The organism is Cellulosimicrobium sp. SJTW-1, from assembly GCF_047716875.1.
GTDB classification, from domain to species: Bacteria; Actinomycetota; Actinomycetes; order Actinomycetales; family Cellulomonadaceae; genus Cellulosimicrobium; species Cellulosimicrobium funkei.
Map to the genome: position 1 here is coordinate 508,105 of NZ_CP136680.1, position 22,931 is coordinate 531,035.

At 74.0% G+C, this 22,931-nt stretch carries 15 protein-coding genes; 9 read left to right on the forward strand and 6 right to left on the reverse strand.

Annotated elements, in window-relative coordinates; translation table 11 throughout:
• Positions 1 to 73 precede the first annotated feature (73 nt).
• Positions 74 to 676 (forward strand): TetR/AcrR family transcriptional regulator, encoded by a 603-nt coding sequence (locus RSE42_RS02385; RefSeq protein WP_409141246.1) that lies wholly within the window; start codon positions 74 to 76, stop codon positions 674 to 676.
• Positions 677 to 812: 136 nt separating this feature from the next.
• Complete coding sequence (locus RSE42_RS02390; protein ID WP_285678225.1) at positions 813 to 1,739, forward strand: alpha/beta fold hydrolase; 927 nt, start codon at positions 813 to 815, stop codon at positions 1,737 to 1,739.
• Here RSE42_RS02390 and RSE42_RS02395 read toward each other — a convergent pair.
• Positions 1,714 to 1,962, reverse strand: a complete 249-nt coding sequence (locus tag RSE42_RS02395; RefSeq protein ID WP_051028388.1) for a hypothetical protein — start codon at positions 1,960 to 1,962, stop codon at positions 1,714 to 1,716. The two genes, RSE42_RS02390 and RSE42_RS02395, sit on opposite strands and share 26 nt — an antisense overlap.
• A gap of 324 nt (positions 1,963 to 2,286) precedes the next feature.
• Between RSE42_RS02395 and RSE42_RS02400 the strand changes: the two genes are divergently transcribed.
• Positions 2,287 to 2,910, forward strand: a complete 624-nt coding sequence (locus tag RSE42_RS02400; RefSeq protein WP_415297781.1) for a GyrI-like domain-containing protein — start codon at positions 2,287 to 2,289, stop codon at positions 2,908 to 2,910.
• A gap of 78 nt (positions 2,911 to 2,988) precedes the next feature.
• On the opposite strand, the gene RSE42_RS02405 is transcribed toward RSE42_RS02400, so the two are convergent.
• The 5 genes from RSE42_RS02405 to RSE42_RS02425 form a co-directional block, all read right to left on the reverse strand.
• Positions 2,989 to 3,702 (reverse strand): anaerobic ribonucleoside-triphosphate reductase activating protein, encoded by a 714-nt coding sequence (locus tag RSE42_RS02405; protein WP_043657556.1) that lies wholly within the window; start codon positions 3,700 to 3,702, stop codon positions 2,989 to 2,991.
• A 247-nt stretch (positions 3,703 to 3,949) separates the two neighbouring features.
• Positions 3,950 to 7,927, reverse strand: coding sequence for a discoidin domain-containing protein (locus tag RSE42_RS02410; RefSeq protein ID WP_415297782.1), 3,978 nt, complete (start codon positions 7,925 to 7,927; stop codon positions 3,950 to 3,952).
• Positions 7,928 to 8,186: 259 nt separating this feature from the next.
• On the reverse strand, positions 8,187 to 9,089 hold the full coding sequence (locus RSE42_RS02415) for a carbohydrate ABC transporter permease (protein WP_034652728.1): 903 nt from the start codon (positions 9,087 to 9,089) through the stop codon (positions 8,187 to 8,189).
• A complete protein-coding gene (locus RSE42_RS02420) occupies positions 9,086 to 9,988 on the reverse strand; it encodes a carbohydrate ABC transporter permease (protein ID WP_021482933.1) in 903 nt (300 codons plus the stop codon). Before RSE42_RS02420 ends, RSE42_RS02415 begins: the two co-directional genes overlap by 4 nt.
• A gap of 140 nt (positions 9,989 to 10,128) precedes the next feature.
• Complete coding sequence (locus RSE42_RS02425; RefSeq protein WP_085386672.1) at positions 10,129 to 11,430, reverse strand: ABC transporter substrate-binding protein; 1,302 nt, start codon at positions 11,428 to 11,430, stop codon at positions 10,129 to 10,131.
• Positions 11,431 to 11,802: 372 nt separating this feature from the next.
• Between RSE42_RS02425 and RSE42_RS02430 the strand changes: the two genes are divergently transcribed.
• The 6 genes from RSE42_RS02430 to RSE42_RS02455 all read left to right on the forward strand — a co-directional run bounded on the left by RSE42_RS02430 (position 11,803) and on the right by RSE42_RS02455 (position 22,918).
• Entirely contained in the window at positions 11,803 to 12,921 is a 1,119-nt protein-coding gene (locus RSE42_RS02430; RefSeq protein WP_085386671.1) for an ROK family transcriptional regulator, read from the forward strand.
• Complete coding sequence (locus RSE42_RS02435; protein WP_415297783.1) at positions 12,918 to 14,048, forward strand: substrate-binding domain-containing protein; 1,131 nt, start codon at positions 12,918 to 12,920, stop codon at positions 14,046 to 14,048. Before RSE42_RS02430 ends, RSE42_RS02435 begins: the two co-directional genes overlap by 4 nt.
• Complete coding sequence (locus RSE42_RS02440) at positions 14,045 to 14,857, forward strand: ATP-binding cassette domain-containing protein (RefSeq protein WP_415297784.1); 813 nt, start codon at positions 14,045 to 14,047, stop codon at positions 14,855 to 14,857. The genes RSE42_RS02435 and RSE42_RS02440 overlap by 4 nt, the downstream gene beginning before the upstream one ends.
• Positions 14,854 to 16,068 carry a sugar ABC transporter permease gene (locus RSE42_RS02445; RefSeq protein ID WP_400112562.1) on the forward strand — a complete coding sequence of 405 codons (1,215 nt, stop codon included), beginning with the start codon at positions 14,854 to 14,856 and terminating at the stop codon, positions 16,066 to 16,068. Before RSE42_RS02440 ends, RSE42_RS02445 begins: the two co-directional genes overlap by 4 nt.
• 1 nt (position 16,069) lies before the next feature.
• Entirely contained in the window at positions 16,070 to 17,197 is a 1,128-nt protein-coding gene (locus RSE42_RS02450) for a LacI family DNA-binding transcriptional regulator (protein WP_415297785.1), read from the forward strand.
• Positions 17,198 to 17,482: 285 nt separating this feature from the next.
• Entirely contained in the window at positions 17,483 to 22,918 is a 5,436-nt protein-coding gene (locus RSE42_RS02455; protein WP_415297786.1) for a GH92 family glycosyl hydrolase, read from the forward strand.
• Positions 22,919 to 22,931: the final 13 nt, after the last annotated feature.

The following is a 22,931-nucleotide window of genomic DNA, read 5'->3' on the forward strand; positions in this document are numbered from 1 at the left end:
CCGCGCGTCGCGTGACGCCGCGGCCGGGCGGCCGACTCTCTTGGTTTCCGCACGGTCGTGCTACGTTCGCCGGGTGACCAAGGGCGACGACACGCGGCAGACGATCCTGCACCGCGGCGTGGAGGCGGCGTACCGCGTCGGCCTCTCGGGCCTGACGATCGGTGAGCTCGCGCGCGCCACGGGCATGTCGAAGAGCGGGCTCTACGCGCACTTCCGCTCCAAGGAGTCGCTCCAGCTCGCGGTGCTCGACCAGGCGCGCGCGGAGTTCGTCGACACGGTCGTGGCGCCCGCGCTGCGCACGCCCCGGGGCGAGCGCCGCCTGCGCGAGCTGTTCGAGCGCTGGCTCGTGTGCGACCTGCGGCAGCAGCCCGGCGGCTGCCTGTTCGTCAAGGCGGCGACCGAGCTCGCCGCCCAGGAGGGGCCGGTCCGCGACCAGCTCGTGCGCGACCACCAGGACCTGTACGACACCGTCGCGCAGGTCTACCGGACGTGCGTCGCGGAGAGCGGCTTCCGCGACGACGTAAACCCCCAGCAGTTCGCGTCGGAGCTGTACGGGGTGATGCTCGCGCTGCACCACGCGCACGTCTTCATGGCCGACCCGCTGGCCGAGGACCGGGCGCGTCGCGCGTTCGAGGCGCTCCTCGACGGGTCGCGCGCACCCGTGCCCGTCGCCTGAGCACCTGCCCCGCACCCGACCCATCCCGACGGAGAGGATCCTCGTGACCACCTCGCGAGCCGAGAAAAGCACGACCGTTCGCCTGGACCGACGGCGCGCCGCGCGTCGTCGGAAGGCCGCGGCTCGACTCGCGCTCGTGCGCGCCCGGTTCGCGGTGCTCCAGACGGTGTCGCCCCGGCGTGCCGCCCGGCTCGCCCTCGACCTGTGGTGCACCCCGCCCGACGGCGCGGGTCGTCGCCGCGACGACCGCGCCGTCGCCGGTGCGCTGAGCACCGTGACGACGTCGTCCGGCGCGCGGGTCGTCGTCGAGTCGTGGGACCCGCACGCCTCCGCGGACGACGCGGCCGACGGGACCGCAGGGCACGGGGCGGGGGCCGGCGTCGTCTACCTCGCGCACGGGTGGGGCGGGCGGCGCGGCCAGCTCGGAGCGTTCGTCGAGCCCTTGCGTGCCGCGGGCCACCGCGTCGTCGCGTTCGACGCGCCGAGCCACGGGGACTCCGGGCCCGGCCGCCTCGGTCCGCGGCGCAGCACGATGCCCGAGCTCGCGGACGCCCTCGCCGCGGTGGTGCGCGAGCACGGGGAGGCGACGGCCGTCGTCGGGCACTCGCTCGGCACGGCGACGACCGTGCTCGCGGTGCGCGACGGCCTGCCCGCGGGGCGTCTCGTGCTCGTCGCGGCGATCGCCGACGTCCTCGGCCAGCTCGACGGGTTCGCCGACCTGCTGGGCCTGTCGCGCCCGACGCGCGAGCTCCTCCAGAGCCGGCTCTCCGACCTGGCCGGGCGCCCGCTGCCCGAGCTCGACGTGCGCGAGACGCTGCGCACCCACCCGGTGCCGCCGGCGCTCGTCGTGCACGACCGCGCCGACAAGGAGGTCCCGTACCCCGTGGGTGCCGCGCTCGCGGCGGCCTGGCCCGAGGGCGAGCTGCTCACGACCGACGGGCTCGGGCACCACCGGCTGCTGCGCGACCCCGACGTCGTGCGGGCGGTCGTCGACTACGTGACGCCACCCGCCGCGCGGCCCGACCCGGAGCCCGTCGTCAGGCCGGCGGCCGGTAGCCGGTGACCTGCGTGAGCGCCCGTGCCCGGTTCGAGCGCGCGAGCATCACGCAGCCTGGCACGAACGCCCCGAGCAGGAGCGGCCCGACGACGAGCATCGCCGCCCACATCATCAGCGCGAGGTAGCCGGCGGCCGAGTTGTTCGACGGGTCGCTGTCCGCGTAGGCGAGCAGGCCGATGCTCAGCGCGCCCGCGACGACCATGAGGACGACCGGCACCCAGATGAGCACCCAGGCGGTGCGTCGGTACCTCGGTGTGAAGGCGGCCGCCGGCGGCGGGGGCGGCGGTGCATACCCCGGTGCCGGATACCCGAGCCCCGGGTGCCCCGCGTGCCCGGGCTGCGGCGGATACCCGGGACCCGGGTGCCCGGGGTGCGGCGGGTAGGCGGGGTGCGGCCCCGGTGGGGGGCCGCCGTACGCGGACCCGTGCCGCGGGTCGTGCGGGGGGTGGGGCGGCGGTGAGGTCACCCGTCCTGGATATCAGGCGTGCGGGCATCGTGCGCGGACCGTCCGGCGGCGCGCTCGCGTGTCGGAGGGGCCCGGTAGCGTCGGGCCATGCCGTCGGACAAGGTCGACCTCAAGGCGTCCCACCGCGAGCTCTACGCGCCGCCCCGCGGCCGGTTCGTCGAGGTGGACGTGCCGACCCTGGCCTATCTCGCCGTCGACGGCGAGGGCGACCCCAACACGGCGTCGGCCTACGCGCAGGCGGTCGAGGCGCTGTTCTCGCTGTCCTACGCCGTGAAGTTCGCGAGCAAGCGCGCGGGGCGGGACTACGTCGTCGGGCCGCTCGAGGGGCTGTGGACGGCCGACGACCCGGGCACGTTCGTGCGCCGCGAGAAGGGCGCGTGGCGGTGGACCCTCCTCGTCCTCCAGCCCGACTGGGTGGACGAGGACACGGTGGTCGCCGCCACGGAGACGCTCCGGGCGAAGAAGGAGCCGCCGGTCGCGCTCGACCTCGTGCGCCGCACGAGCCTCACGGAGGGGCGGTCGGTGCAGACGCTGCACGTCGGCCCGTACGACGACGAGGGCCCGGTGCTCGCCGAGCTGCACGACGTCTACCTGCCCGAGAACGGGCTCACGTTCGCCGGGCCGCACCACGAGATCTACCTGAGCGACGTCCGGCGCACCGACTCCGCGAAGTTGCGCACCGTGCTCCGTCAGCCGGTCCGCCCGGTCTGACGGGCGGGCTCGCGCGGCGCCGGCACGCCCGATCGGGCCGTCGCGTGCGGCCCGACCCCGCGCACCCGCGGCGCGACGTCAGGCGGCGACCCGCCGCCGCGCCCAGGCGAGGTCGGTCGCGTCGAGCACGTCGGTGAGGCGGCGGCCCGCGAGGCCGCGCGCCCAGGCGGGGGACGCGCCGTCGGGCACGGCCTCCTGGAGCACCCACTCGCGCACGCCGAGGCGGCGCAGGTGCGTGCCGAGCGCGAGGAGCTCGGTGCGCGAGTGGACGCTCGGGTCGACGGTCGTGCGCACCTCGTGGTCGACGCCCGAGCGCAGGATCACGGCCAGCGCCTCGAACGCGCGCCGACCCGACGGGATCGTGCCCGTCACGACGGGGTAGCGGGACGGCAGGTGCTTGATGTCGAGGCCGACCCAGTCGACGAACGGCAGCAGCCGAGCGAGCCGCGCCGGCCACGGGCCGGCCGTGTGGAGGCCGACGTCGAGGCCGAGGCCCCGCACGTCGTCGATCGCGCCGAGCAGCCCGGGGTGCAGGGTGGGCTCGCCGCCCGAGAACACGACGCCGTCGAGCAGGCGGCGGCGCGGCGCGAGGAACGCGACGACCTCGGACCAGGGGACTGTGTCCTGCGGCGGCGGGCCGCCGAGCGCGGCGACCGCGCACAGCCCCGGGTGGTGGCAGTAGCCGCAGCGCCACGGGCAGCCCTGGGTGAGGACGGTGGCGACCCGTCGGCCGGGCCAGTCCGTGACGGACAGCCGGTCCAGTCCGGCGACCACGAGGCCGGGGCGGGTCATCGGCGGCTCCTTCGGACCACGACGGCCCGGCGGTCCGGACCTCCTGACGGCGGTGCCGTCAGGACCTCGAACGTATCCTCGCGGGCCCCCGCGCCGGACCGGCCGAAGGTCCCGACCTGCCGGGCCCGATCCGGGCCCGGTCCAGGCCCGACGCAGCCCCACGCGGGACGCGCGCGCCGGACGCGACGGACCCGGGGCCGCGCGCCCCGGGCGGGCGCACGACCCCGGGTCCGGGGGACCGGGACGGTCAGCCGCAGGCGGGCTGGCCGTGCTCCGGAGTCGCGACGGTCTCGCGCTCGTCGGCGTCGTCGGACGGCGCGGCCGTCGCGGTCACGGGGCCGGTCGTGGCCCCGCGGACGGCGAACGACTGGTACGCGTTCTTGCCGGGTGCCACGGACGGGAAGCTCTTCGCGCCCCACGGGGTTGCGACGTCGACGTCGAGCGGGACGTCGTCGTCGTTCACGACGCGCACCGCCACGTACGCCTTGCCCGCGAGGCACCGCACCTCGGCCGTCGCGGTCACGGCGACGGCGGCCGGCGACGCCGGGTCCGCCGCGCCGGGCGCGAGCACCCGGAGGGCCGTGAGGCCCGGGTCGCCGTCCCGCCACGACGTGCTCAGCGCGACGTACCGGGCCGTGCGGTCCACGGCGAGCGTGCCGCGCGCGCCACCGGCACCGATCGTGCCGACGTCGGTGAAGGTCAGGCCGTCGTCGCTCACCGAGAGGACCGACTCCGGCGCGCCGCCGCGCTCCCACGCGGCGACGACGGTGCCGATCTCGCGCGGCGCGCCCAGGTCGGTGACCATGCGGCCGTCCGGCCCGGGGACCCACGCCGTCGCGGCGTCGCCGTCGACGGCGAGCGAGGGCGACGTCATGCCCGTGGGCAGCACGGACGCGGGGAACGTGAGCGTGCTGAGCGCGTGGTCCGCGACCGGGAACGGGGTCGAGTCCCGGAGGGTGACGCGCGTGCCCGACGGCGCCGCCCCGACCGTGCGCGTCGCGCCCGTCTCGGCGTGGCGCAGCTCGACCGGCGACCCGTCGCCGCTGACGCGGAACGAGCGGGCGTCGTCGACGGCGACCGTGACCCCGGTCGGGGTCTGCCCGGCGGGTGTGGCGACCGTCGCGCGCGGCGCGAGGACGACGGCGTCGCCCGCGGGGACCGTGACCGCGAGCGTCGAGGCGTCCGCCCCGACGGTCTGGGTGCCGGCGTAGACCGGGACGGCCCCGCCGTCGTGCGGGACGGTGAGGGTCGTCGCGACGTCGGCGCCCGTGAGGTTGAACGCGACGACGTACCCGTCGACCGCGCTCACGAGCACGCCCGCCGCGTCGGCCGTGGGCACGCGGACCCCCGCCTGCGCGGCCGTCGCCGCGGCGTCGCCGGGGACCATCTCGACGAGCCGGGGCCCGGTCGCGCCGTCGGTGAGCCGCACGACGTGCCGCGTGTCGGTCGCGCGCGAGACGGTCACGGGGGCGTCCGAGCCGCGCACGACGAACCCGGCCTCGCCCTCGACGTTGAGCCAGTCGCCCTCGCTGCGCAGCACCTGGTCGCCCGTGTACCGGAACGACGCGGCGTCGTGCCACGTCTGCCCGTCGAGCGACGTCTGGACGCGGTACTCCTGGCCCGCGGCGACCTCCCAGCCGAGCTGGACCTGGCTCACCGCGGTGGGCGCGCCGAGGTCGACCTGGACCCACGAGTCGGGCCGCGTGCGGTCCGCGACCGCGACCGCCCAGCGCGTCGTGGCGGAGCCGTCGGTGACGGCGCTCGCGGGGTTGGACCCGTTGGCACTCGACGCGGTGGCCGGCTTGCCCGCGGCGACGTCCGTCCCCGTGGGCGAGAACGCACGCAGGTGGTAGAGCGAGTAGCCGTAGGCCGCGTCGCCGCGCACGCCCTGCATGCGGACGTAGCGCGCGGTGACCGGCGCGGGCTCGTCAGCGCCCTCCGGGGTGAGGTCGACGGTGTCGAGGCGCGCGACGTTCACGTCCGCCGGGGCCTTGCCGTACGCGGTCGCGGTGGTCCACGTCCGGCCGTCGGTCGACGTCTGGACGAGGTACCGCGCGCCCGCGCTCGCCTCCCACGCGAACCGCACGGCGCCCACGGTCGTCTCCTCGCCGAGGTCGACCTGGATCCACGAGTCCGGTCGCGTGCGCTCGCCGACCGCGACGGCCCAGCGGGTCGACGGGTTGCCGTCGGTCACGCGCGCCGCGGTGCGGCCGCCCGCCGTGTCCTGGCTGGACGCGGTCGCGACCTTCCCGGCGGCGAGGTCGGTCGTCGACCCCTCGTCGCCGTAGGCGTGGAACGCGAACATCGAGTAGCCGTACTGCGGGTGGCCCTGCTGCCCGAGGAGCCGGACGTACCGCGCCGTGACGGGCGCGAACGACAGGTCGTCGACGCGCGCGGCCTTCGCGTCCGCGGGGTCGGCCGGACGCGTCACGGGGAGCGTCGCGGTGGTCTCGCCCTCGGCGGTCGTGTAGGTGCGCGACCCGTCGAGGCCCGAGTAGCCGTTCATGGCGAGGTTGCGGACCGACAGGCTGGCGTCCTCCGTGCCCGCCCCGGTCGACGCGTAGACGGCCGCGCCGGTCGGGAGCGTGACCTGACCCGCGTAGCCGCTGCCGACCCGGAACACCGACGACGTGCCCTCGAAGCCGTCGCGCGGGCCGGTGTACGTCCGCACGTGCCGGTCGTCGACCGTGGCACCGGTCGTGGGGTAGAGGAACGGGGTCGAGCCCGAGACGTGGAACAGCCACGAGTCGTGCGACGGGACCCAGGGGAACTTCACGAAGCCCTTGCGGCTCGACGCCGCGGCCCACGCGTCCGCCGTCTGCTGGACGGTCAGGCCGGGCCCGGCGCCGAAGTCGCGCACCCCGGCGAGGCGCTCGAAGAACTCGTCCTGCGGCGTCGGCTCGACGGGGCCCTCGGGCGACTCGGCCGCCTCGACGTGCAGGAGGTAGGAGATCGCGATCTCCGCGCGCGCCTCGGGCTCGTACTTGGGCTCGCCCGAGAACTTCGCCAGCCGGTGGACCGGCGCGTACGACTGGTAGTCCTCGAGCGCGGCGGCGAGGTTCGCCTCGGCGCGCGCGGCGTCGGGGTCGCGCAGGACCTGGCCGAGGAACGCCATGGGGATGGCGTCGCGGCCGTAGAGGAACTCGCGGTCGGCGACCATGGGCATGAACGGCTCGCCCGCGTCCGACATGACGAGCTTGATCGACTCCCACAGCTCCGCCGAGTTGGGCTGGTGCGTGAGGATCTCCGGCAGCGGCTCGTCGCGGAGCAGGAAGTGGATCGCGTTGCGCCCGCCGGACCGCCAGATGTCGGACTGGTAGTGCGGGCCGAACGACCCGTGGTTCTCCACGAGGTACGTGTCGTGGATGGTCTGCATGGTGTTCGTCGACACGGGCCTGCCCGCCACGACGGCCGGGTTGTTCCGGTCGGCCGTCGGCTGTCCCGCCGCGTTGCGGCCCCAGTCGCCGAGCTGCTCGGCCCAGCGCGCGGCGTCGGGGTCGTCGGGCGCCCACGCGAGGCCGGGCGCGAGGGCCTGCGTGTAGACGCCGACCTCCTCCTGCGCGGTGTCGCCCTCGTGCTTGCCCGTCGGCCAGTCCGCGGTCCACGACCCGGAGAGCGGGTCCTTGCCGAAGTCCAGGTCGGCGGTGTACTTCGACTGGCCGGTCGCGATGGTCGTGAGGTTGGCCTGCGTCGTCGCGTCGAGCTCGTCCCACAGCAGCGTCCCGGCCGCGAGGAAGTACGACTGGAACGTCGAGTCCCAGAACAGCTTCTTGCCCCACGTGCCTGCCGGGTCCACGAACCGGTTGGTGGCCGCGTAGTGCCGGATCGTCGCGAGCGTGCGGGCGCGCAGCGTCTCCTCCGAGACGCCCGCGAGCTCGGCGTCGTACTCGCCGTGGGTCAGGAGCACGGCGTTGCCCAGCACGACGGCGAAGTTGAAGTCCTTGAGCTGGTACACCCCGGCGGACTCGTCCCAGACGGTCTCGACCCAGCGGGTGTGCCGCAGGAGGGCGCCGTAGTAGTCGGCGGCGGTCTCGTCGGGGGCGCCGTACGCGGGCGTGGCATCGGCCGTGGTCGACGCCGGGGCCGCGGGCGGAGCGGTCGGCGCGCCCTGGGCGGTCGCGGGGGCCAGGAGGAGGGAGCCGGCCGTCGCGAGGGCGAGGACGGCGGTCGTGGTGCGGCGCCGCGGGCGGCGCGCGGCCGGGGGCCGGGCGGGTGATCGGGTCATGGTGGGGGTCTCTCGTCGTCGTCGTCGGGAGCGGGTCCGCCGTGGACGGCGGTGCGGCGCGGGGTGCGGGTGCGGGGTGCGGGTGCGGAGCTCCGGTGCCCGCCATCCTGACAGCGCTGTCTGGCAGAGTCCAGAGGTTCGGCGAAACTGCCGCGGGTGAAGCCGCGGGCGGCGGGGAACGCGCCGAGGCCCGTCGGGGAGCGTGGTGGTGACCATGCTCCCCGACGGGCCTCGGGACCGCGGTGGGCGGTCGGTCGGGTCAGCCCTTGACCGAGCCGGACATCAGACCCCCGACGAAGTACTTGCCGAGGACGATGTACACGAGCAGCGTCGGGAGCGACGCGAAGAGCGCGCCGGCCATCGAGACGCCGTAGTTCTGCAGCAGCGCGCCGTTCGCGAGGTTGTTCAGCGCGAGCGTCACGGGGCCGTTCTGGCTGGAGGAGAAGAACACGGCGAAGAGGAAGTCGTTCCACGCGGACGTGAACTGCCAGATGAGCACGACCACGAAGCTCGGGATCGAGATCGGCAGGATGATCGACCAGTAGGTGCGCAGCATCCCCGCGCCGTCGACGCGCGCGGCCTCGACGAGCTCGTGCGGCACGGTCATGTAGTAGTTGCGGAAGATGAGCGTCGTGATGGGGATGCCGTAGACGACGTGCAGCAGGATCAGCGACGGCACGCCGCTCGGGATGCCCAGGCCCAGCACGAGCTGGTTGAGCGGGATCATCACGGCCTGGTACGGGATGAACATCCCGAAGAGGATCAGCGTGAAGACGATGTTCGCGCCCTTGAACGACCAGCGGGAGAGCACGAACCCGTTGAGCGACCCGAGGAAGGCCGCGATGATCGCCGACGGCACGACCATCTGCACCGTGCGCCAGATGGCGGGGGACAGCGCGGTCCACGCCGTCTGCCAGTTCTCCGTCGTCCACGTCTGCGGGAGCGACCACGCGCGCGCGGGCGACGCGTCGCCCGCGCCCTTGAAGCTCGTCACGAAGAGCACGTAGACGGGGATGAGGACGATGACGAGGAACAGGACCAGCGCCGCGTACTTGAGCGTGCGGCCGACGGAGAAGCGCTCGCGCGGCGTGCGGCGCGCCGGCTGGCGCGGCGTGCCGACGACGTCGGGGGCGGGGACGGCCGGCGTCGAGGTGGTCGTCATCGCTTCTCCTGACGGTTGGTGCGGATCAGGTAGGGCACGATGACGACGGCCACGATGATCAGCAGGATCGAGCCGACGGCCGCCGCGTTGGCGTAGTCGAAGCTCGACTTGAAGACGTACATGTCGACGGCCGGAACCTTGGTCTGGTAGTTCGCGGGCTTCGAGATCGACATGATGAGGTCGAACGCCTTGAGCGACATGTGGCCGATGATGATGAGCGCCGAGAGCGCGATCGGCGAGAGCTGCGGGAACAGCACGTGGCGGTACAGCTTCCACTCGCTCGCGCCGTCCATGCGGGCGGCCTCGCGCAGCTCGTCGGGGATGCCGCGGAACCCGGCGAGGAACAGCGCCATGACGTACCCGGAGAGCTGCCAGATCGCGGGGATCGCGATCGCCGTGATGCCCCACGTGACGTTGTTCCACCAGTTGTTCTGCAGGAAGTCGAGCCCGACGATCTGGAACAACCGGTTGAGGCCGCTCGCCTGCTCGCCCTGGTTCGAGTTGAGGAGCCAGCGCCACACGACACCGGACGCGACGAACGACACGGCCATGGGGAACAGGTAGACCGAGCGGAAGATCCCCTCGCCCTTGACGGGCTTGTCCAGCATCCACGCCCACAGGAAGCCCATGAGCATCGTGCCGGCGAGGAAGACCACCGTGTAGAGCACGAGGTTCTTCAGCGAGTGCTGGAACGCCTCGCTGCCGAGGAGGGCCGTGTAGTTCTCGAACCACACGACGACCGACGGCTTCTGGCCCGTGGCCTGTGCCGCGGTGTGGTTGTCCGTGATCGACGTCCTGAAGTTCGCGCCGATCAGGCCGTAGACGAACACGCCGACGAGGATCAGCGAGGGGGCGAGCAGCAGCAGCGCTGGGCCGGCTCGTCGCAGTGACTTGAGCATGGTGGGTCTTCCCGGTCGTGGGGTGCGGGGGACGCGGCGCTCGGGAGCGCCGGCGTCCCCGGGGGACGTGTTCCGCTCGCGGGGCTGCCGCGCGCCGTCGGGACGTGCCCGACGACGCGCGGCGGCTCCGTGAAGCGGTGTCAGCCCTGTGCGGTGGCCGCGGCGAGCTCGGACTGGTAGGTCGCGAGGTCGGACCCGCCGGACGTGAACTTGCTCGTCGCGTCGGAGATCGCGTTGAGCGTCGCGACCGGGGCGGCGGCGCCGTGCGCGAGCGAGGAGACGATCGTGTCGTTGCCGAACGACTCGATCGCCGTCTGCTGGTACTCCGAGAACTCGGCCGGGTCGGCGTCGGTGCGAGCCGGGATGGATCCCTTGGCCTTGTTGAACGCGACCTGGCCCTCGAGCGAGCCCACGGTCTCGAGCCACGCCTTGGCGCCGTCGGGGTGCGGGGCGCCCACCGGGAGGGTGAACGAGTCGGCGAGGAAGTCGAACACGCCGTCGGTACCCGGGACGGGGAACGCGGTGAAGTCGGTGCCGAGCGTCTTGCCCTGCTCCTCGAACGCCGCGACGGCCCAGTCGCCCATGACGTTGAACGCGGCGTTGCCGTCGATCACCATCTGGGTCGCCTCGGGCCAGTCGAGCCCGTCACGGTCGGTGTTGGTGTAGCTCATGAGCTTCTCGAAGTCCTCGAGGGCGGCCGTGACCTCGGCACCCTCCCAGTCGGTCGAGCCGTCCCACAGGCCGTTGTAGCCCTCGGCCCCGAGGTCCGCGAGGAGCACGGTCTCCAGGAGGTTGACCTGGGTCCAGGTCGTCGCGACCGACAGCGGCGTGACGCCCGCGGCCTGGAGCTTGTCGAGGTCCGCCATCCAGGCGTCGAGGTCCGCGTAGGTCGCGGCCGGGTCGACGCCGTTGGCCTCGAGGACCGTCGGGTTCGCCCAGACCACGTTCGCGCGGTGGATGTTCGACGGGATCGAGTAGATCGCGCCGTCGTCGGACTTGAGGCGGTCGACGAGGTCGGCCGGGAAGACGTCGGTCAGGCCGAACTCGTCGTAGAGCGAGGAGACGTCCTCGATCTGCGCGGCGTCGATGTAGTCCTGGAGCTCGGCACCGGCGTGCGCCTGGAACGTGTCCGGCGGGTCCTGGGCCTGGAGGCGGGACTGGAGGAGGTCCTTGGCGGCCGAGCCGGCACCGCCGGCCACCGCGCCGTTGATGAACTCCACGTCGGGGTGCTGCTCCTCGAACACGCCGACCAGCGCGTCGAGACCCGCCTTCTCGGAGCCGGCGGCCCACCAGGTGAAGACCTCGACCTCGTCGCCGCCCCCCGAAGCGCCCCCGTCACCGGTGCCCCCGTCACCGGAACCACCGCCGCTGCACGCGGCGAGTGCGAGACCTACGAGGGCGGCCGTCGCCACCGTCGCGCTCGTCCTGCGATCGATTCGCATCGTGATATCCCTACGCCTTCTTCGGTCGTGGGGGACCGGCGGGACGACGACGTCGCACCGGCCGGGCGCACCGGCGCGCCCTCGAACCCGAGGCCCATACAACGGCGCCCGACGCTTGATGTCAAGAAATGAACGCAAGCGTCGCTGAATCGTGATGTACGCGTCAGGACATGGATCCAAACCGCGTGGTCGTGCGGTGACCATCATTCTGACAGCGCTGTCCGATCCCTGTCGAGCTGTCCGCCCCCACCTGCACGGCGAGGCGCCCCACCAGGACCGGCGCGTCCCGGCGGTATCCTGACCGACGTGCGCGCTGACCGGGTGACACCGGGCTCGCAGACTTCACTGCGTGAGGCCAACCGAGCCCGGATCGTGAGCGCCGTCCAGCAGCGTGGCTCCCTCACGCAGATCGAGCTGGCCGGCGTCACCGGGCTGTCCCCGGCCACCGTCTCCAACATCGTCAAGGAGCTCACCGGCGCGGGCGTCCTGCACACCTCGCCGTCCACGCGCAGCGGGCGCCGCGCCCTCCAGGTCACCCTCGCGCGCAACCTCGGGCTCGTCGCGGGGGTGCACTTCGGCACCCGCTCGATGCGCGTCGCGCTCGCGGACGCGTCCATGCGCGTGCTCGCCGACCAGCGCATGCCGCTCGCCCCGGACCACCGCGCGGACACCGGCCTGCAGCGCGCCGCGCTGCTCGTCGGGGAGATGGTCGCGTCGGTCGACGCGTCCCCCGAGGAGCTGCTCGCCGTCGGTGTCGGGGTGCCCGCCCCCGTGGACGTGCGCGCCGGGCGCATCGCGACGGTCGGCATGATGCGGGGCTGGGACGGCGTCGTCGTCCCCGAGCTGCTCGAGGCCGAGCTCGGCGCGCCCGTGACGGTGGACAACGACGCCAACCTCGGCGCCCTCGCGGAGACCCGGTTCGGGGCGGCCGTCGGGCACGACGCCGTCGCCTACCTGCGCGTGTCCCACGGCGTGGGCGGCGGGCTCGTCCTCGGCGGGCGCGTCGTGCACGGCCGCGCAGGCGTCGCGGGCGAGATCGGGCACGTGACGATCGACGAGAACGGCCCCGTGTGCCGGTGCGGCAACCGCGGGTGCCTCGAGATGTACGTCGGCGCGGGCGTGCTGCTGTCCATGCTCTCCGAGAGCCGCGGCCACCTCACGCTGCGCGACGTCATCGCGCGCGCCCAGGAGGGCGACCCCGGCTGCCGTCGCGTCCTGTTCGACGCCGGGCAGCACCTCGGCGTCGCGGCCGCGAACCTGTGCAACCTCGTCGACCCGGAGATCGTCGTCGTCGGTGGGCAGCTCGCCGAGGCGGGCGAGGCCCTGCTCGGCCCGCTCCGCACCGCGCTCGAGCAGCGCACGGTCCCCAGCACGGCGGGCCCGGTCGAGGTCGTCGCGTCCGAGCTGGGGTCGGCCGCCGAGGTGCGCGGCGCGCTCGCCGTCGCGCTCGACCTCGCGCGCGTGAGCGGCTCCCTGGGGGTGACCGCATGACGGGGGCCTTCGTCCCGGCCGGGGGCGCCCGCCGTCGCGCGCGGGGTGCGGTGACGACGGCCGTCACGGCGGTCGTGGTCGCCCTCCTGGCGCTCGCGGGCTGCGCGCCGCCGGAGGAGCCCGCCGGGCCGTCGGAGGGGACCATCGGGCTCCTGCTGCCCGAGGCGAAGACCGCGCGCTACGAGACGACCGACCGCCCGACCTTCGTCGGGGTGGTCGAGCGGCGCTGCCCGTCGTGCGAGGTGCTGTACGCGAACGCCGCCCAGGACGCCGCGAACCAGCAGCAGCAGGCCGAGTCGATGCTCGCGCGCGGCGCGGACGTCCTGGTGCTCGACGCGGTCGACGCCGTCGCGGCGGTGAGCGTCGTCGCCGAGGCCCAGCGCCTCGGCGTGCCCGTCATCGCCTACGATCGCTTCGTCGACGGCGCGAACTACTACGTCTCGTTCGACAACGAGCTCATCGGGTACCTCATGGGGGAGGCGCTCGTCGGCGCGGTCCGCGACCGCGCGGAGCAGGACCCGCCGGCGCAGGGCCGGCGGCCGGGTGTCCTGCTCGTCCAGGGCTCGCCGACCGACCCGAACGCCGCGGAGCTCGCCGCCGGCGCCCACCGTGCGCTCGAGGGAGAGGACATCGACGTGCTCGCCGAGTACGACACGCCCGACTGGAGCCCCGACAAGGCGACCGAGTGGGTCGAGGGGCAGCTCACGCAGTACCCGGGTCGCGTCGACGGCGTCTTCGCGGCGAGCGACGGCATCGCGGGCGGTGCGATCGCCGCGATGAAGGCCGCCGGCCTCGACCCGGTGCCGCCCACGACGGGCCAGGACGGCGAGCTCGCGGCCGTCCAGCGCGTCGTCTCGGGCGACCAGTACATGACCGTCTACAAGGCCACGACGCAGCAGGCGCGCACGGCCGCCGAGCTCGCCGTGCGGGTGCTGCGCGGCGAGGACCCCCGCGCGACCGTGGTGATCGACGGCGTCCCGAGCCTCCTCCTCGCGCCGCGCGCGGTCGGGGTCGACGACGTCCAGCGCGTCCTCGTCGACGGCGGCGTGTACACGGTCGACGAGATCTGCACCCCGTCGTACGTCGACGCGTGCGTCGCCGCGGGTCTGCTGGAGGCGGCGCCGTGAGCGCCCCCGTCCTGGCCCTGCGCGGGGTCTCGAAGAACTTCGGCGGCGTCCGGGCGCTCGTCGACGTCGACGTCGAGGTGCGCGAGCACGAGGTCCTCGCCGTCGTGGGCGACAACGGCGCCGGCAAGTCGACGCTCGCGGGCGTCGTCGCGGGCGCGTTCCGCCCCGACGCGGGCGAGGTGCTGCTCGACGGCGCGCCCGTCGTGCTCGACTCCCCGGCGGCGGCGCGCCAGCACGGGATCGCGGCGGTGTTCCAGCAGCTCGCGCTCGTCGACGACCTCGACGTCGTCGAGAACGTGTTCCTCGGCCAGGAGGTCCTCCGCGGGCCGTTCCTCGACGAGATCGCGATGGAGCGCGAGGCATGGGGTCTGCTCGACCAGCTCGCCGCGACCGTCCCGTCGGTGCGGCAGCCGGTGCGCACGCTCTCGGGCGGCCAGCGGCAGGTCGTGGCCGTCGCGCGCGCCCTCCTCGGGTCGCCGCGCGTGCTCGTCCTCGACGAGCCGACGGCGGCGCTCGGCGTCCGGCAGACGGCCGAGGTGCTCAACCTCATCGAGAAGCTGCGCGAGCGCGGGCACGCCGTCGTCCTCATCAGTCACCAGGCGGGCGACCTCCAGGCCGTCGCCGACCGCATCCTCGTGCTGCGGCTCGGCCGCGTGCACGGCGAGTTCCCGGGCGACACCTCCTACGAGGACCTGCTCGCCGCGATGACGGGCGCCGTGCGCCCGGCGCGCCCGGGCGGTACGGGCAGCAGCGCGGGCGGCGCCGAGCGCGAGCGGCGTACGGGCGGCACCGGGGCGGTGCACCGATGAGCGTCCCCGGTCGCGCCTCGGGCGCGGCGCTCGACCGGCCCGCGACGGGCGCGCTGTCCGGGTCCGTCGTGCAGCAGCTGCGCGGCGCGCACCTCGGCATGCTGCCCATCGTCGCCGCGCTCGTCCTCATCTGGGTCGTGCTCGGCGCGATCAACCCGGCGTTCCTCTCCGCGGAGAACCTCGTCAACCTCACGCTCCAGAGCGCCCCCACGGGGATCATCGCGCTCGGCGTCGTGCTCGTGCTGCTCGTCGGCCAGATCGACCTGTCGGTCGGCTCGGTGAGCGGTCTCGCCGCGGCGGTGCTCGCCGTCGGCACGGTGGGCCTGGGCTGGCCCGTCGGGGTCGCGATCGTCGCGGCGCTGGCCGTGGGCGTCGTCGTCGGGCTCGGCTACGGCCTGCTGTCCACGCGCCTCGGGCTCGCGTCGTTCGTCTTCACGCTCGCGGGGCTCCTCATCTTCGCGGGCGTCCAGCTGCGCGTCCTCGGGCCCAAGGGCTCGATCAACCTGCCGTTCGAGTCGTGGCTCGTCCGCACGGTCCAGCAGGGCTTCCTCGCCCCCGCGGTCGCGTGGGGCCTCGTGGTCGTGGTCGTGGCGGGGTACGCCGCGCTGCGCGTGACCGACCACGTGCGCCGGGTCCGGGCAGAGCTCCCGAGCCCGGGCCTGGGCCGCATCGCGGTCCGCACGGCGGTCCTCGCGGCGGTGCTCGTCGCGACCGTCGCGTACCTCGGCACGGCGCGGGGGATCGGCTACACCGTGGTGCTCTTCGTGGCGCTCGTGGTCGTGGTCGACGTGCTGCTGCGCCGCACGCGCTGGGGACGCTCCGTGCGCGCCGTCGGCGGCAACCGGCGCTCCGCGCTCCTCGCGGGCGTCGCCGTGCGCCGCACCGTCGTCTCGTGCTTCGTCGCGTGCTCGACGTTCGCCGCGCTCGGCGGGGTCCTTGCCGCGGGCCGGCTCGCGGCGGCGAACCAGGGGACCGGCGCGGCGGACACCTACCTGACGGCGATCGCGGCCGCGGTCATCGGCGGCACGAGCCTGTTCGGCGGGCGCGGGAGCGCGTGGTCAGCGCTGCTCGGCGTGCTCGTCCTGCAGTCCATCGCGAACGGGCTCACGCTGCTCAACCTCGACACGGCCACGCGGTACATCGTGACCGGAGCGGTCCTGCTCCTCGCTATCGTCGTCGACATGCTCATTCGTGGTCGACGGGAGGTCTGAGATGGTGATGCAGGGGGAGAGCGCGGGGACGGTCCCGCCGGGCGAGGTCGGGGTCATGGTGCCCGACACCCCGACCGAGGCGGCCGTGGCGCGTCCGCACGGCGGACGTGGAGGCCGGCGCCCGACGCTCGCCTCCGTCGCGGAGGCCGCCGGCGTGAGCCTCAAGACGGCGTCGCGCGTCCTCAACGACGAGCCGAACGTCGCGCCGCAGACGCGCGCCAAGGTGCAGGAGGCCGCGCAGCGGCTCGGCTTCCGGCGCAACGCCGTCGCGGCGGACCTCGCGCGCGGCGGCTCGTCGCGGCTCGTCGGCTTCGTCACCGGCGACCTCGCCAACCCGTTCTACTCCGCGCTGGCCAGCGGCATCGAGCGCGAGCTCCGCCACCACGGCCTCCAGCTCATCACCACGAGCTCCGACGAGGAGCCGGAGCGCGAGCGCTCCCTCACCGAGGCGCTCGTCGAGCGCCGCGTCGGCGCGCTCGTCGTCACCCCGACGTCCACCGACCACTCGGCCCTGCGCCGCGAGCTCGACGACGGCCTGCCGGTCGTGTTCATCGACCGGCCCGCGCGCGGCGTCGAGGCGGACACGGTCGTCATCGACAACCGCGGGGGAGTGCGCGACGCCGTGACGCACCTCCTCGCGCACGGGCACCGCCGGATCGCGCTCGTCGGCGACGTGTCGCGCCTGTGGACGTTCCAGGAGCGTCGCGACGAGTTCGTCGCGACGTTGCGGGCCGCGGGCGTCGAGGACCCGGCGCGGTACGTGCGCGACGGCGCGCACGACGCCGACCTCGCGCGCGTGTTCGTCGCGGAGCTCCTCGCCCTGCCGGAGCCGCCGACGGCGCTCGTGACGGCGAACAACAAGATCACGGTCGGCGCGCTCCACGCGCTGCGCGACCGCGAGTCGACGGGCGGGGCGGCGGACGTCGCGCTCGTCGGCTTCGACGACTTCGAGCTCGCGGACCTGCTGCACGTGACGGTCGTGGGCTACGACGTCGTGGAGATGGGCCGGCAGGCGGCGGCGCTCGCGGTGTCCCGCGCCGAGAACCCGGAGCTCGCCCCACGGCTCGTCGTGGTGCCGACGCGTCTCGTCGTCCGCGGCACGGGGGAGGTCTCCGGCCCCGCGGCCTAGGCGTGGCCGCGGTGCCCGTGCGCGTGTCGGTGCGAGCACGGTCGTGCTGACGGCGCGCGACGCCCTCGGTGGTCGAGCGGGTAGCGCGAAAGTCACACCGAGCGTGACTTTCGCGCCAGGGGGTCCTCTCGTCCGCGCCCTTCCGGCAGAGCCCTGACCGCGTTGACAAAGCCCGGAACCGACGCATAGGTTCAGGTCGCCCCTGACAACGCTTCCCCCCTGCGCGTTGTCAGGGGCACCCCTGCAGCCTGACAGCGCTGTCAGACGATCGAAGGAGATCGCGGCATGACCAGACCACTCCCGCCCGGACGCGCGGTCGCGCGGTCCGGCAGCGGCCGCGCCCGGCCCCTCGGCCTCGTGCTCGCCGCCGCACTCGCCGTCCCGCTCGGGGTGCCTCTCGCGGCCCCCGCGGGAGCCCTCGCCGCCGCGCCCGCCGCGGCCGCCGAGCCCGGCGACTTCTCGTCCTCGTTCGAGTCCGGCGACCCGGCCGCGCTGCCCACCACCGTGGCCGAGCGCGACGGCGCACCCTGGCAGGCGAACGTCGGCTCGTTCACTGCCGGCCTGCCCGGCAGCGTCCTCGGGCAGCTCAAGGGCGTCACCGCGAGCGCGCAGAACCTGCCCAACGAGGGCGCGGCGAACCTCGCCGACGGCAGCTCGGGCACCAAGTGGCTCGCGTTCGCATCGACCGGCTGGGTCCGGTACGAGTTCACCGAGCCCGTCTCGTTCGTGGCGTACACGATGACCTCGGGCGACGACGCCGCCGGTCGCGACCCGAAGACCTGGACGGTCGAGGGCTCGAACGACGGCACGACGTGGACCCCGCTCGACCAGCGGACCGACGAGGACTTCCCGAACCGCCAGCAGACGCGCACGTTCGAGCTCGAGGCGCCCACCGCGGCGTACACGTACCTGCGCCTCAACGTCACGGCGAACTCGGGCGACTCCATCGTCCAGCTCGCCGGGTGGGACCTCTCGGGCGACCTGAGCGCCGGTCCCTCCGCGGCGCCCATGAACACCAAGGTCGGCACGGGCCCGCGCGTCAACTTCACCAACAAGGCGGGCGTCGGGTTCTCCGGCCTGCACTCGCTGCGGTACGACGGCTCGCACCTCGCCGACGGCGAGACCTACGCGACGAACGTGCTCTACGACGACGTGGACGTCCTCGTCGGCGAGGACACGCGTCTGAGCTACACGATCTTCCCCGAGCTGCTCGACGACCTCCAGTACCCGTCGACCTACGCGGCGGTGGACGTGCTGTTCACCGACGGGACCTACCTGTCCGACCTCGGCGCGCGCGACGCGCACGAGACGGTCGCGACCGCGCAGGCGCAGGGCGAGGGCAAGATCCTCTACGCCGACCAGTGGAACTCGGTGCGGGTCGACCTCGGCGACGTCGCCGCGGGCAAGACCGTGGACCAGGTGCTCCTCGGGTACGACAACCCGGGCGGTCACGCCGGGACGAAGTTCGCGGGCTGGCTCGACGACGTCGCGATCACGGCGGAGCCGGCGACGATCGACGGGTCGAGCCTCGCCAACTACGTCGACACGCGCCGCGGCACGCTCGCGTCCGGCAGCTTCTCGCGCGGGAACAACATCCCGGCGACGGCGACGCCCAACGGGTTCAACTTCTGGACGCCGTACACCAACGCGTCGTCGCAGAGCTGGCTGTACGAGTACCACAAGGCCAACAACGCCAACAACAAGCCCGTCCTCCAGGGCTTCGGGATCTCGCACGAGCCCAGCCCGTGGATGGGCGACCGCAACCAGCTGACGTTCCTGCCGTCCACGGTCTCCGGGACGCCGAACGCCACGCTCTCGACGCGCGGCCTCGAGTTCGACCACGCCGACGAGACGGCGCGGCCCGACTACTACGGGGTCACGTTCACCAACGGCTCCGCGATCGAGGCGACGCCCACCGACCACGGCGCGGTCCTGCGCTTCTCCTACCCGGGGAGCGCCGGCCACGTGCTCGTGGACAAGGTGGACGGCTCGTCCAAGCTCACGCTCGACCAGGCCACGGGCACGGTGTCCGGCTGGGTCGAGAACGGGTCCGGCCTCTCCGTGGGCCGCACGCGGATGTTCGTCGCCGGCACCTTCGACCGTAGTCCGACGGCGGTCGGGACGGCGGCGGGCAACCGCGCGGACGCGCGCTTCGCGACGTTCGACACGTCGTCCGACAAGACGGTCGAGCTGCGCGTCGCGACGTCGTTCATCAGCCTCGACCAGGCGCGCAAGAACCTCGACCTGGAGGTGACGGGCAAGACCTTCACGGAGGTCAAGGCCGCCGCCGCGCAGGCGTGGAACGACCGGCTGGGCGTCATCGAGGTCGAGGGCGCGAGCGAGGACCAGCTCGTCACGCTGTACTCCAACCTCTACCGCCTCAACCTGTACCCGAACTCGCAGTTCGAGAACACGGGCACAGCCGAGGAGCCGGTGTACCGGTACGCGAGCCCGGTCTCCGCGACCACGGGCTCCGCGACGGACACGCAGACGAACGCGAAGGTCGTCGACGGCAAGATCTACGTGAACAACGGGTTCTGGGACACGTACCGCACGGCCTGGCCGGCGTACTCGCTCCTCTACCCGGAGCTCGCGGCCGAGCTGGTCGACGGGTTCGTCCAGCAGTACCGCGACGGCGGCTGGATCGCGCGCTGGTCCTCGCCGGGCTACGCCGACCTCATGACGGGCACGAGCTCCGACGTCGCGTTCGCCGACGCGTACCTCAAGGGCTCGCTCCCCACGGGCATCGCGCTCGAGGCGTACGACGCCGCGCTGCGCAACGCGACCGTCGCGCCGCCGAGCAACGCCGTGGGCCGCAAGGGCCTGCAGACCTCGCCGTTCCTCGGGTTCACGCCGGAGTCCACGCACGAGTCCGTGTCGTGGGGCCTGGAGGGACTGGTCAACGACTTCGGCATCGGCAACATGGCCGCCGCCCTCGCGGAGGACCCGGCCACGCCGGACGAGCGCCGCGAGACGCTGCGCGAGGAGTCCGCGTACTTCCTCGAGCGGGCCACGCACTACGTCGAGCTGTTCGACCCCGAGGTCGACTTCTTCGTGCCGCGGCACGAGGACGGCACGTGGGCCGTCGACCCCGAGACGTACGACCCGGAGGCCTGGGGCGGCGGGTACACCGAGACGAACGGCTGGAACTTCGCGTTCCACGCCCCGCAGGACGGCCAGGGCCTCGCCAACCTCTACGGCGGCAAGCAGGGCCTCGAGGACAAGCTCGACGAGTTCTTCTCCACGCCGGAGAAGGGCGCCGGCAACGGCGGCATCCACGAGCAGCGCGAGGCGCGCGACGTGCGCATGGGCCAGTGGGGCATGAGCAACCAGGTGTCGCACCACATCCCGTGGCTCTACGACGCCGCGGGCGCACCGTCGAAGGCCCAGGAGAAGGTGCGCGAGGTCACCCGCCGCCTGTTCGTGGGCAGCGAGATCGGCCAGGGCTACCCGGGCGACGAGGACAACGGCGAGATGTCGTCGTGGTGGATCTTCGCCTCGCTCGGCTTCTACCCGCTCCAGGTCGGCTCGGACCAGTACGCGGTCGGCTCGCCGCTGTTCGACAAGGCGACCGTGCACCTGCCGGACGGCGACCTCGTCGTCAACGCCGAGAACAACTCGGTCGACAACGTCTACGTGCAGTCCCTCGCGGTGGACGGCGAGGCCCGCACCTCGACGTCGCTCTCGCAGGCCGACCTCTCGGGCGGCGCGACGCTGGACTTCGTCATGGGTCCGGAGCCGTCGGACTGGGGCACGGGCGAGGACGACGCGCCGCCGTCGCTCACCGAGGGCGACGAGCCCCCGACGCCGGTGCAGGACGCGACGACCGCGGGCCTCGGCACGACGACCGTCGCCGACGGCGACGCGACCACGAGCGCCGCGGCGCTCACGGACAACACGTCCGGCACGCGCACGACGTTCGCCACCACGACGCCGTCGATCACGTGGGCGGGCAACGGCATCCGCCCGACCGTCGGGTCGTACACGCTGACCTCCGGGGCGAGCGGGACGGCGTCGCCGTCCGCGTGGACCCTCGAGGGCTCCGACGACGGCGAGACGTGGACGACGCTCGACGAGCGGTCCGGCGAGCAGTTCCGCTGGGCCCTGCAGACGCGGCCGTTCACGGTCGCCGAGCCGACGGCGTTCGCGCGGTACCGGTTGACGGTGGCCGCGACGTCGGGCTCCGGCGCGCTGTCGCTCGCCGAGGTCGAGCTCCTCGCCGACCCGAAGGAGTCGGGGGCCGAGGAGCTCACCCTCTCGGCCGCGCCGGACCGTGACGGCGTCACGGGCCGCGAGGTCTCGGGCTCGTTCGCGACCCTCACCGGGGTCGAGGGCGACGTCGCGGCGCTCGACGTGCAGGTCGCGTTCGGCGACGGCTCCGAGCCGGTCGCCGGGACGCTGCGGGCGGGCGCGTTCGGCGGGTACGCGGTGGACGCCGCGCACACGTGGACCGCACCCGGCGTCTACCCCGTGACCGTCACGGTCTCGGGCGAGGGGATCGAGACCGTCTCGACCTCCTCGTACGTCAACGTCTCCCTCCTGCGCGAGGGCTCGCTGCTCGCCGCGTACGACAACGTCTGCATCGGCGACGCCGGGACGACGGTCGGCTCGTGCGACGGCCAGGGCGTGTTCTTCGACCGGGCGCAGCTCGCGGCCAAGGGCTTCGTCCAGGGCGAGCGCGCGACGGTGCCGGGCACGGACCTCGCGTTCGACGTCCCGGCGGTCCCCGCCGGTCAGCCGGACAACGCGACGGGCGACGGGCAGACCATCGAGCTCGACGTCCCCGCGGACGCGGAGCAGCTCTCGGTGATCGGCACGGGCACGGAGAAGAACCAGCAGGCCACCGGCACGCTGACCTTCGACGACGGCTCGACCCAGCCGATCGACCTGAGCTTCGGCGACTGGTCGGGCGCGGCCCGCAACCCCGTGTTCGGCAACATCCCCGTCGCGGTGACGGACAGCCGCCTCCGCGGCGGCAGCCCGCAGACCGGCACCCCCGCCGCGTTCTTCGCGACGGCGCCGATCACGCTGCCCGAGGGCAAGCGGCCCGTGAGCATCACGCTCCCGGACCAGCCGGGCGAGCTCTCGCGCGACGGCCGCATCCACGTGGTCGCGGTCGCGCACGACGGCACGTTCGCCGAGCACCCCGCGCTCGAGGTCACGGCCGCGGAGGGCGTGACGCTCGCCGTCGGGCAGACCACGGACGTGGCGCTCGCCCAGGTGGCCGGCGGCCGCGAGGGCGCCGACCTCCGGGCGGCGGTCACGTGGGGCGACGGGTCCGACGTCGCGGCCGGCACGGTGAGCGACGGGTCGGTCTCCGGCTCGCACGCCTACGCGGCGGCCGGGACGTACACGGCGTACGTCGTGGTCGACGACGGCTGGACCAGCCAGGTGGTCGAGGTCCCCGTGACCGTGACCGAGGCGGAGCCGGCGCTCGCCGTCGACGTCACGGTGAGCACCCGCTGCCTCGCCGGCAAGGCGTACGTCGCGGTCCGCGCCGAGAACGGCGAGGACGTGCCGCTCGCGATCCGGCTCGTCACGCCGTTCGGCACCAAGGAGGTCGCGGCCGTCGCGCCGGGCGCCAACGCCTACCAGTCGTTCGCGACGCGGGCCGCGGCGGTCGAGGCCGGCACCGTCACCGTCGAGGCGACGCGCGGCACCGGCGACGAGGAGGTGACGGCGTCGATCCAGGCCGACTACGCCGCCGTGACCTGCGGCTGAACCCCTGAGCCCG

Excerpts from the sequence above, each read along its gene's own strand:
- RSE42_RS02415 (WP_034652728.1), bottom strand. The coding sequence starts at position 9,089 with ATGACGACCACCTCGACGCCGGCCGTCCCCGCCCCCGACGTCGTCGGC.
- RSE42_RS02405 (WP_043657556.1), bottom strand. The coding sequence starts at position 3,702 with ATGACCCGCCCCGGCCTCGTGGTCGCCGGACTGGACCGGCTGTCCGTC.
- RSE42_RS02420 (WP_021482933.1), bottom strand. The coding sequence starts at position 9,988 with ATGCTCAAGTCACTGCGACGAGCCGGCCCAGCGCTGCTGCTGCTCGCC.
- RSE42_RS02425 (WP_085386672.1), bottom strand. The coding sequence starts at position 11,430 with ATGCGAATCGATCGCAGGACGAGCGCGACGGTGGCGACGGCCGCCCTC.
- RSE42_RS02445 (WP_400112562.1), top strand. The coding sequence starts at position 14,854 with ATGAGCGTCCCCGGTCGCGCCTCGGGCGCGGCGCTCGACCGGCCCGCG.
- RSE42_RS02410 (WP_415297782.1), bottom strand. The coding sequence starts at position 7,927 with ATGACCCGATCACCCGCCCGGCCCCCGGCCGCGCGCCGCCCGCGGCGC.
- RSE42_RS02455 (WP_415297786.1), top strand. The coding sequence starts at position 17,483 with ATGACCAGACCACTCCCGCCCGGACGCGCGGTCGCGCGGTCCGGCAGC.
- RSE42_RS02435 (WP_415297783.1), top strand. The coding sequence starts at position 12,918 with ATGACGGGGGCCTTCGTCCCGGCCGGGGGCGCCCGCCGTCGCGCGCGG.
- RSE42_RS02450 (WP_415297785.1), top strand. The coding sequence starts at position 16,070 with ATGGTGATGCAGGGGGAGAGCGCGGGGACGGTCCCGCCGGGCGAGGTC.
- RSE42_RS02400 (WP_415297781.1), top strand. The coding sequence starts at position 2,287 with ATGCCGTCGGACAAGGTCGACCTCAAGGCGTCCCACCGCGAGCTCTAC.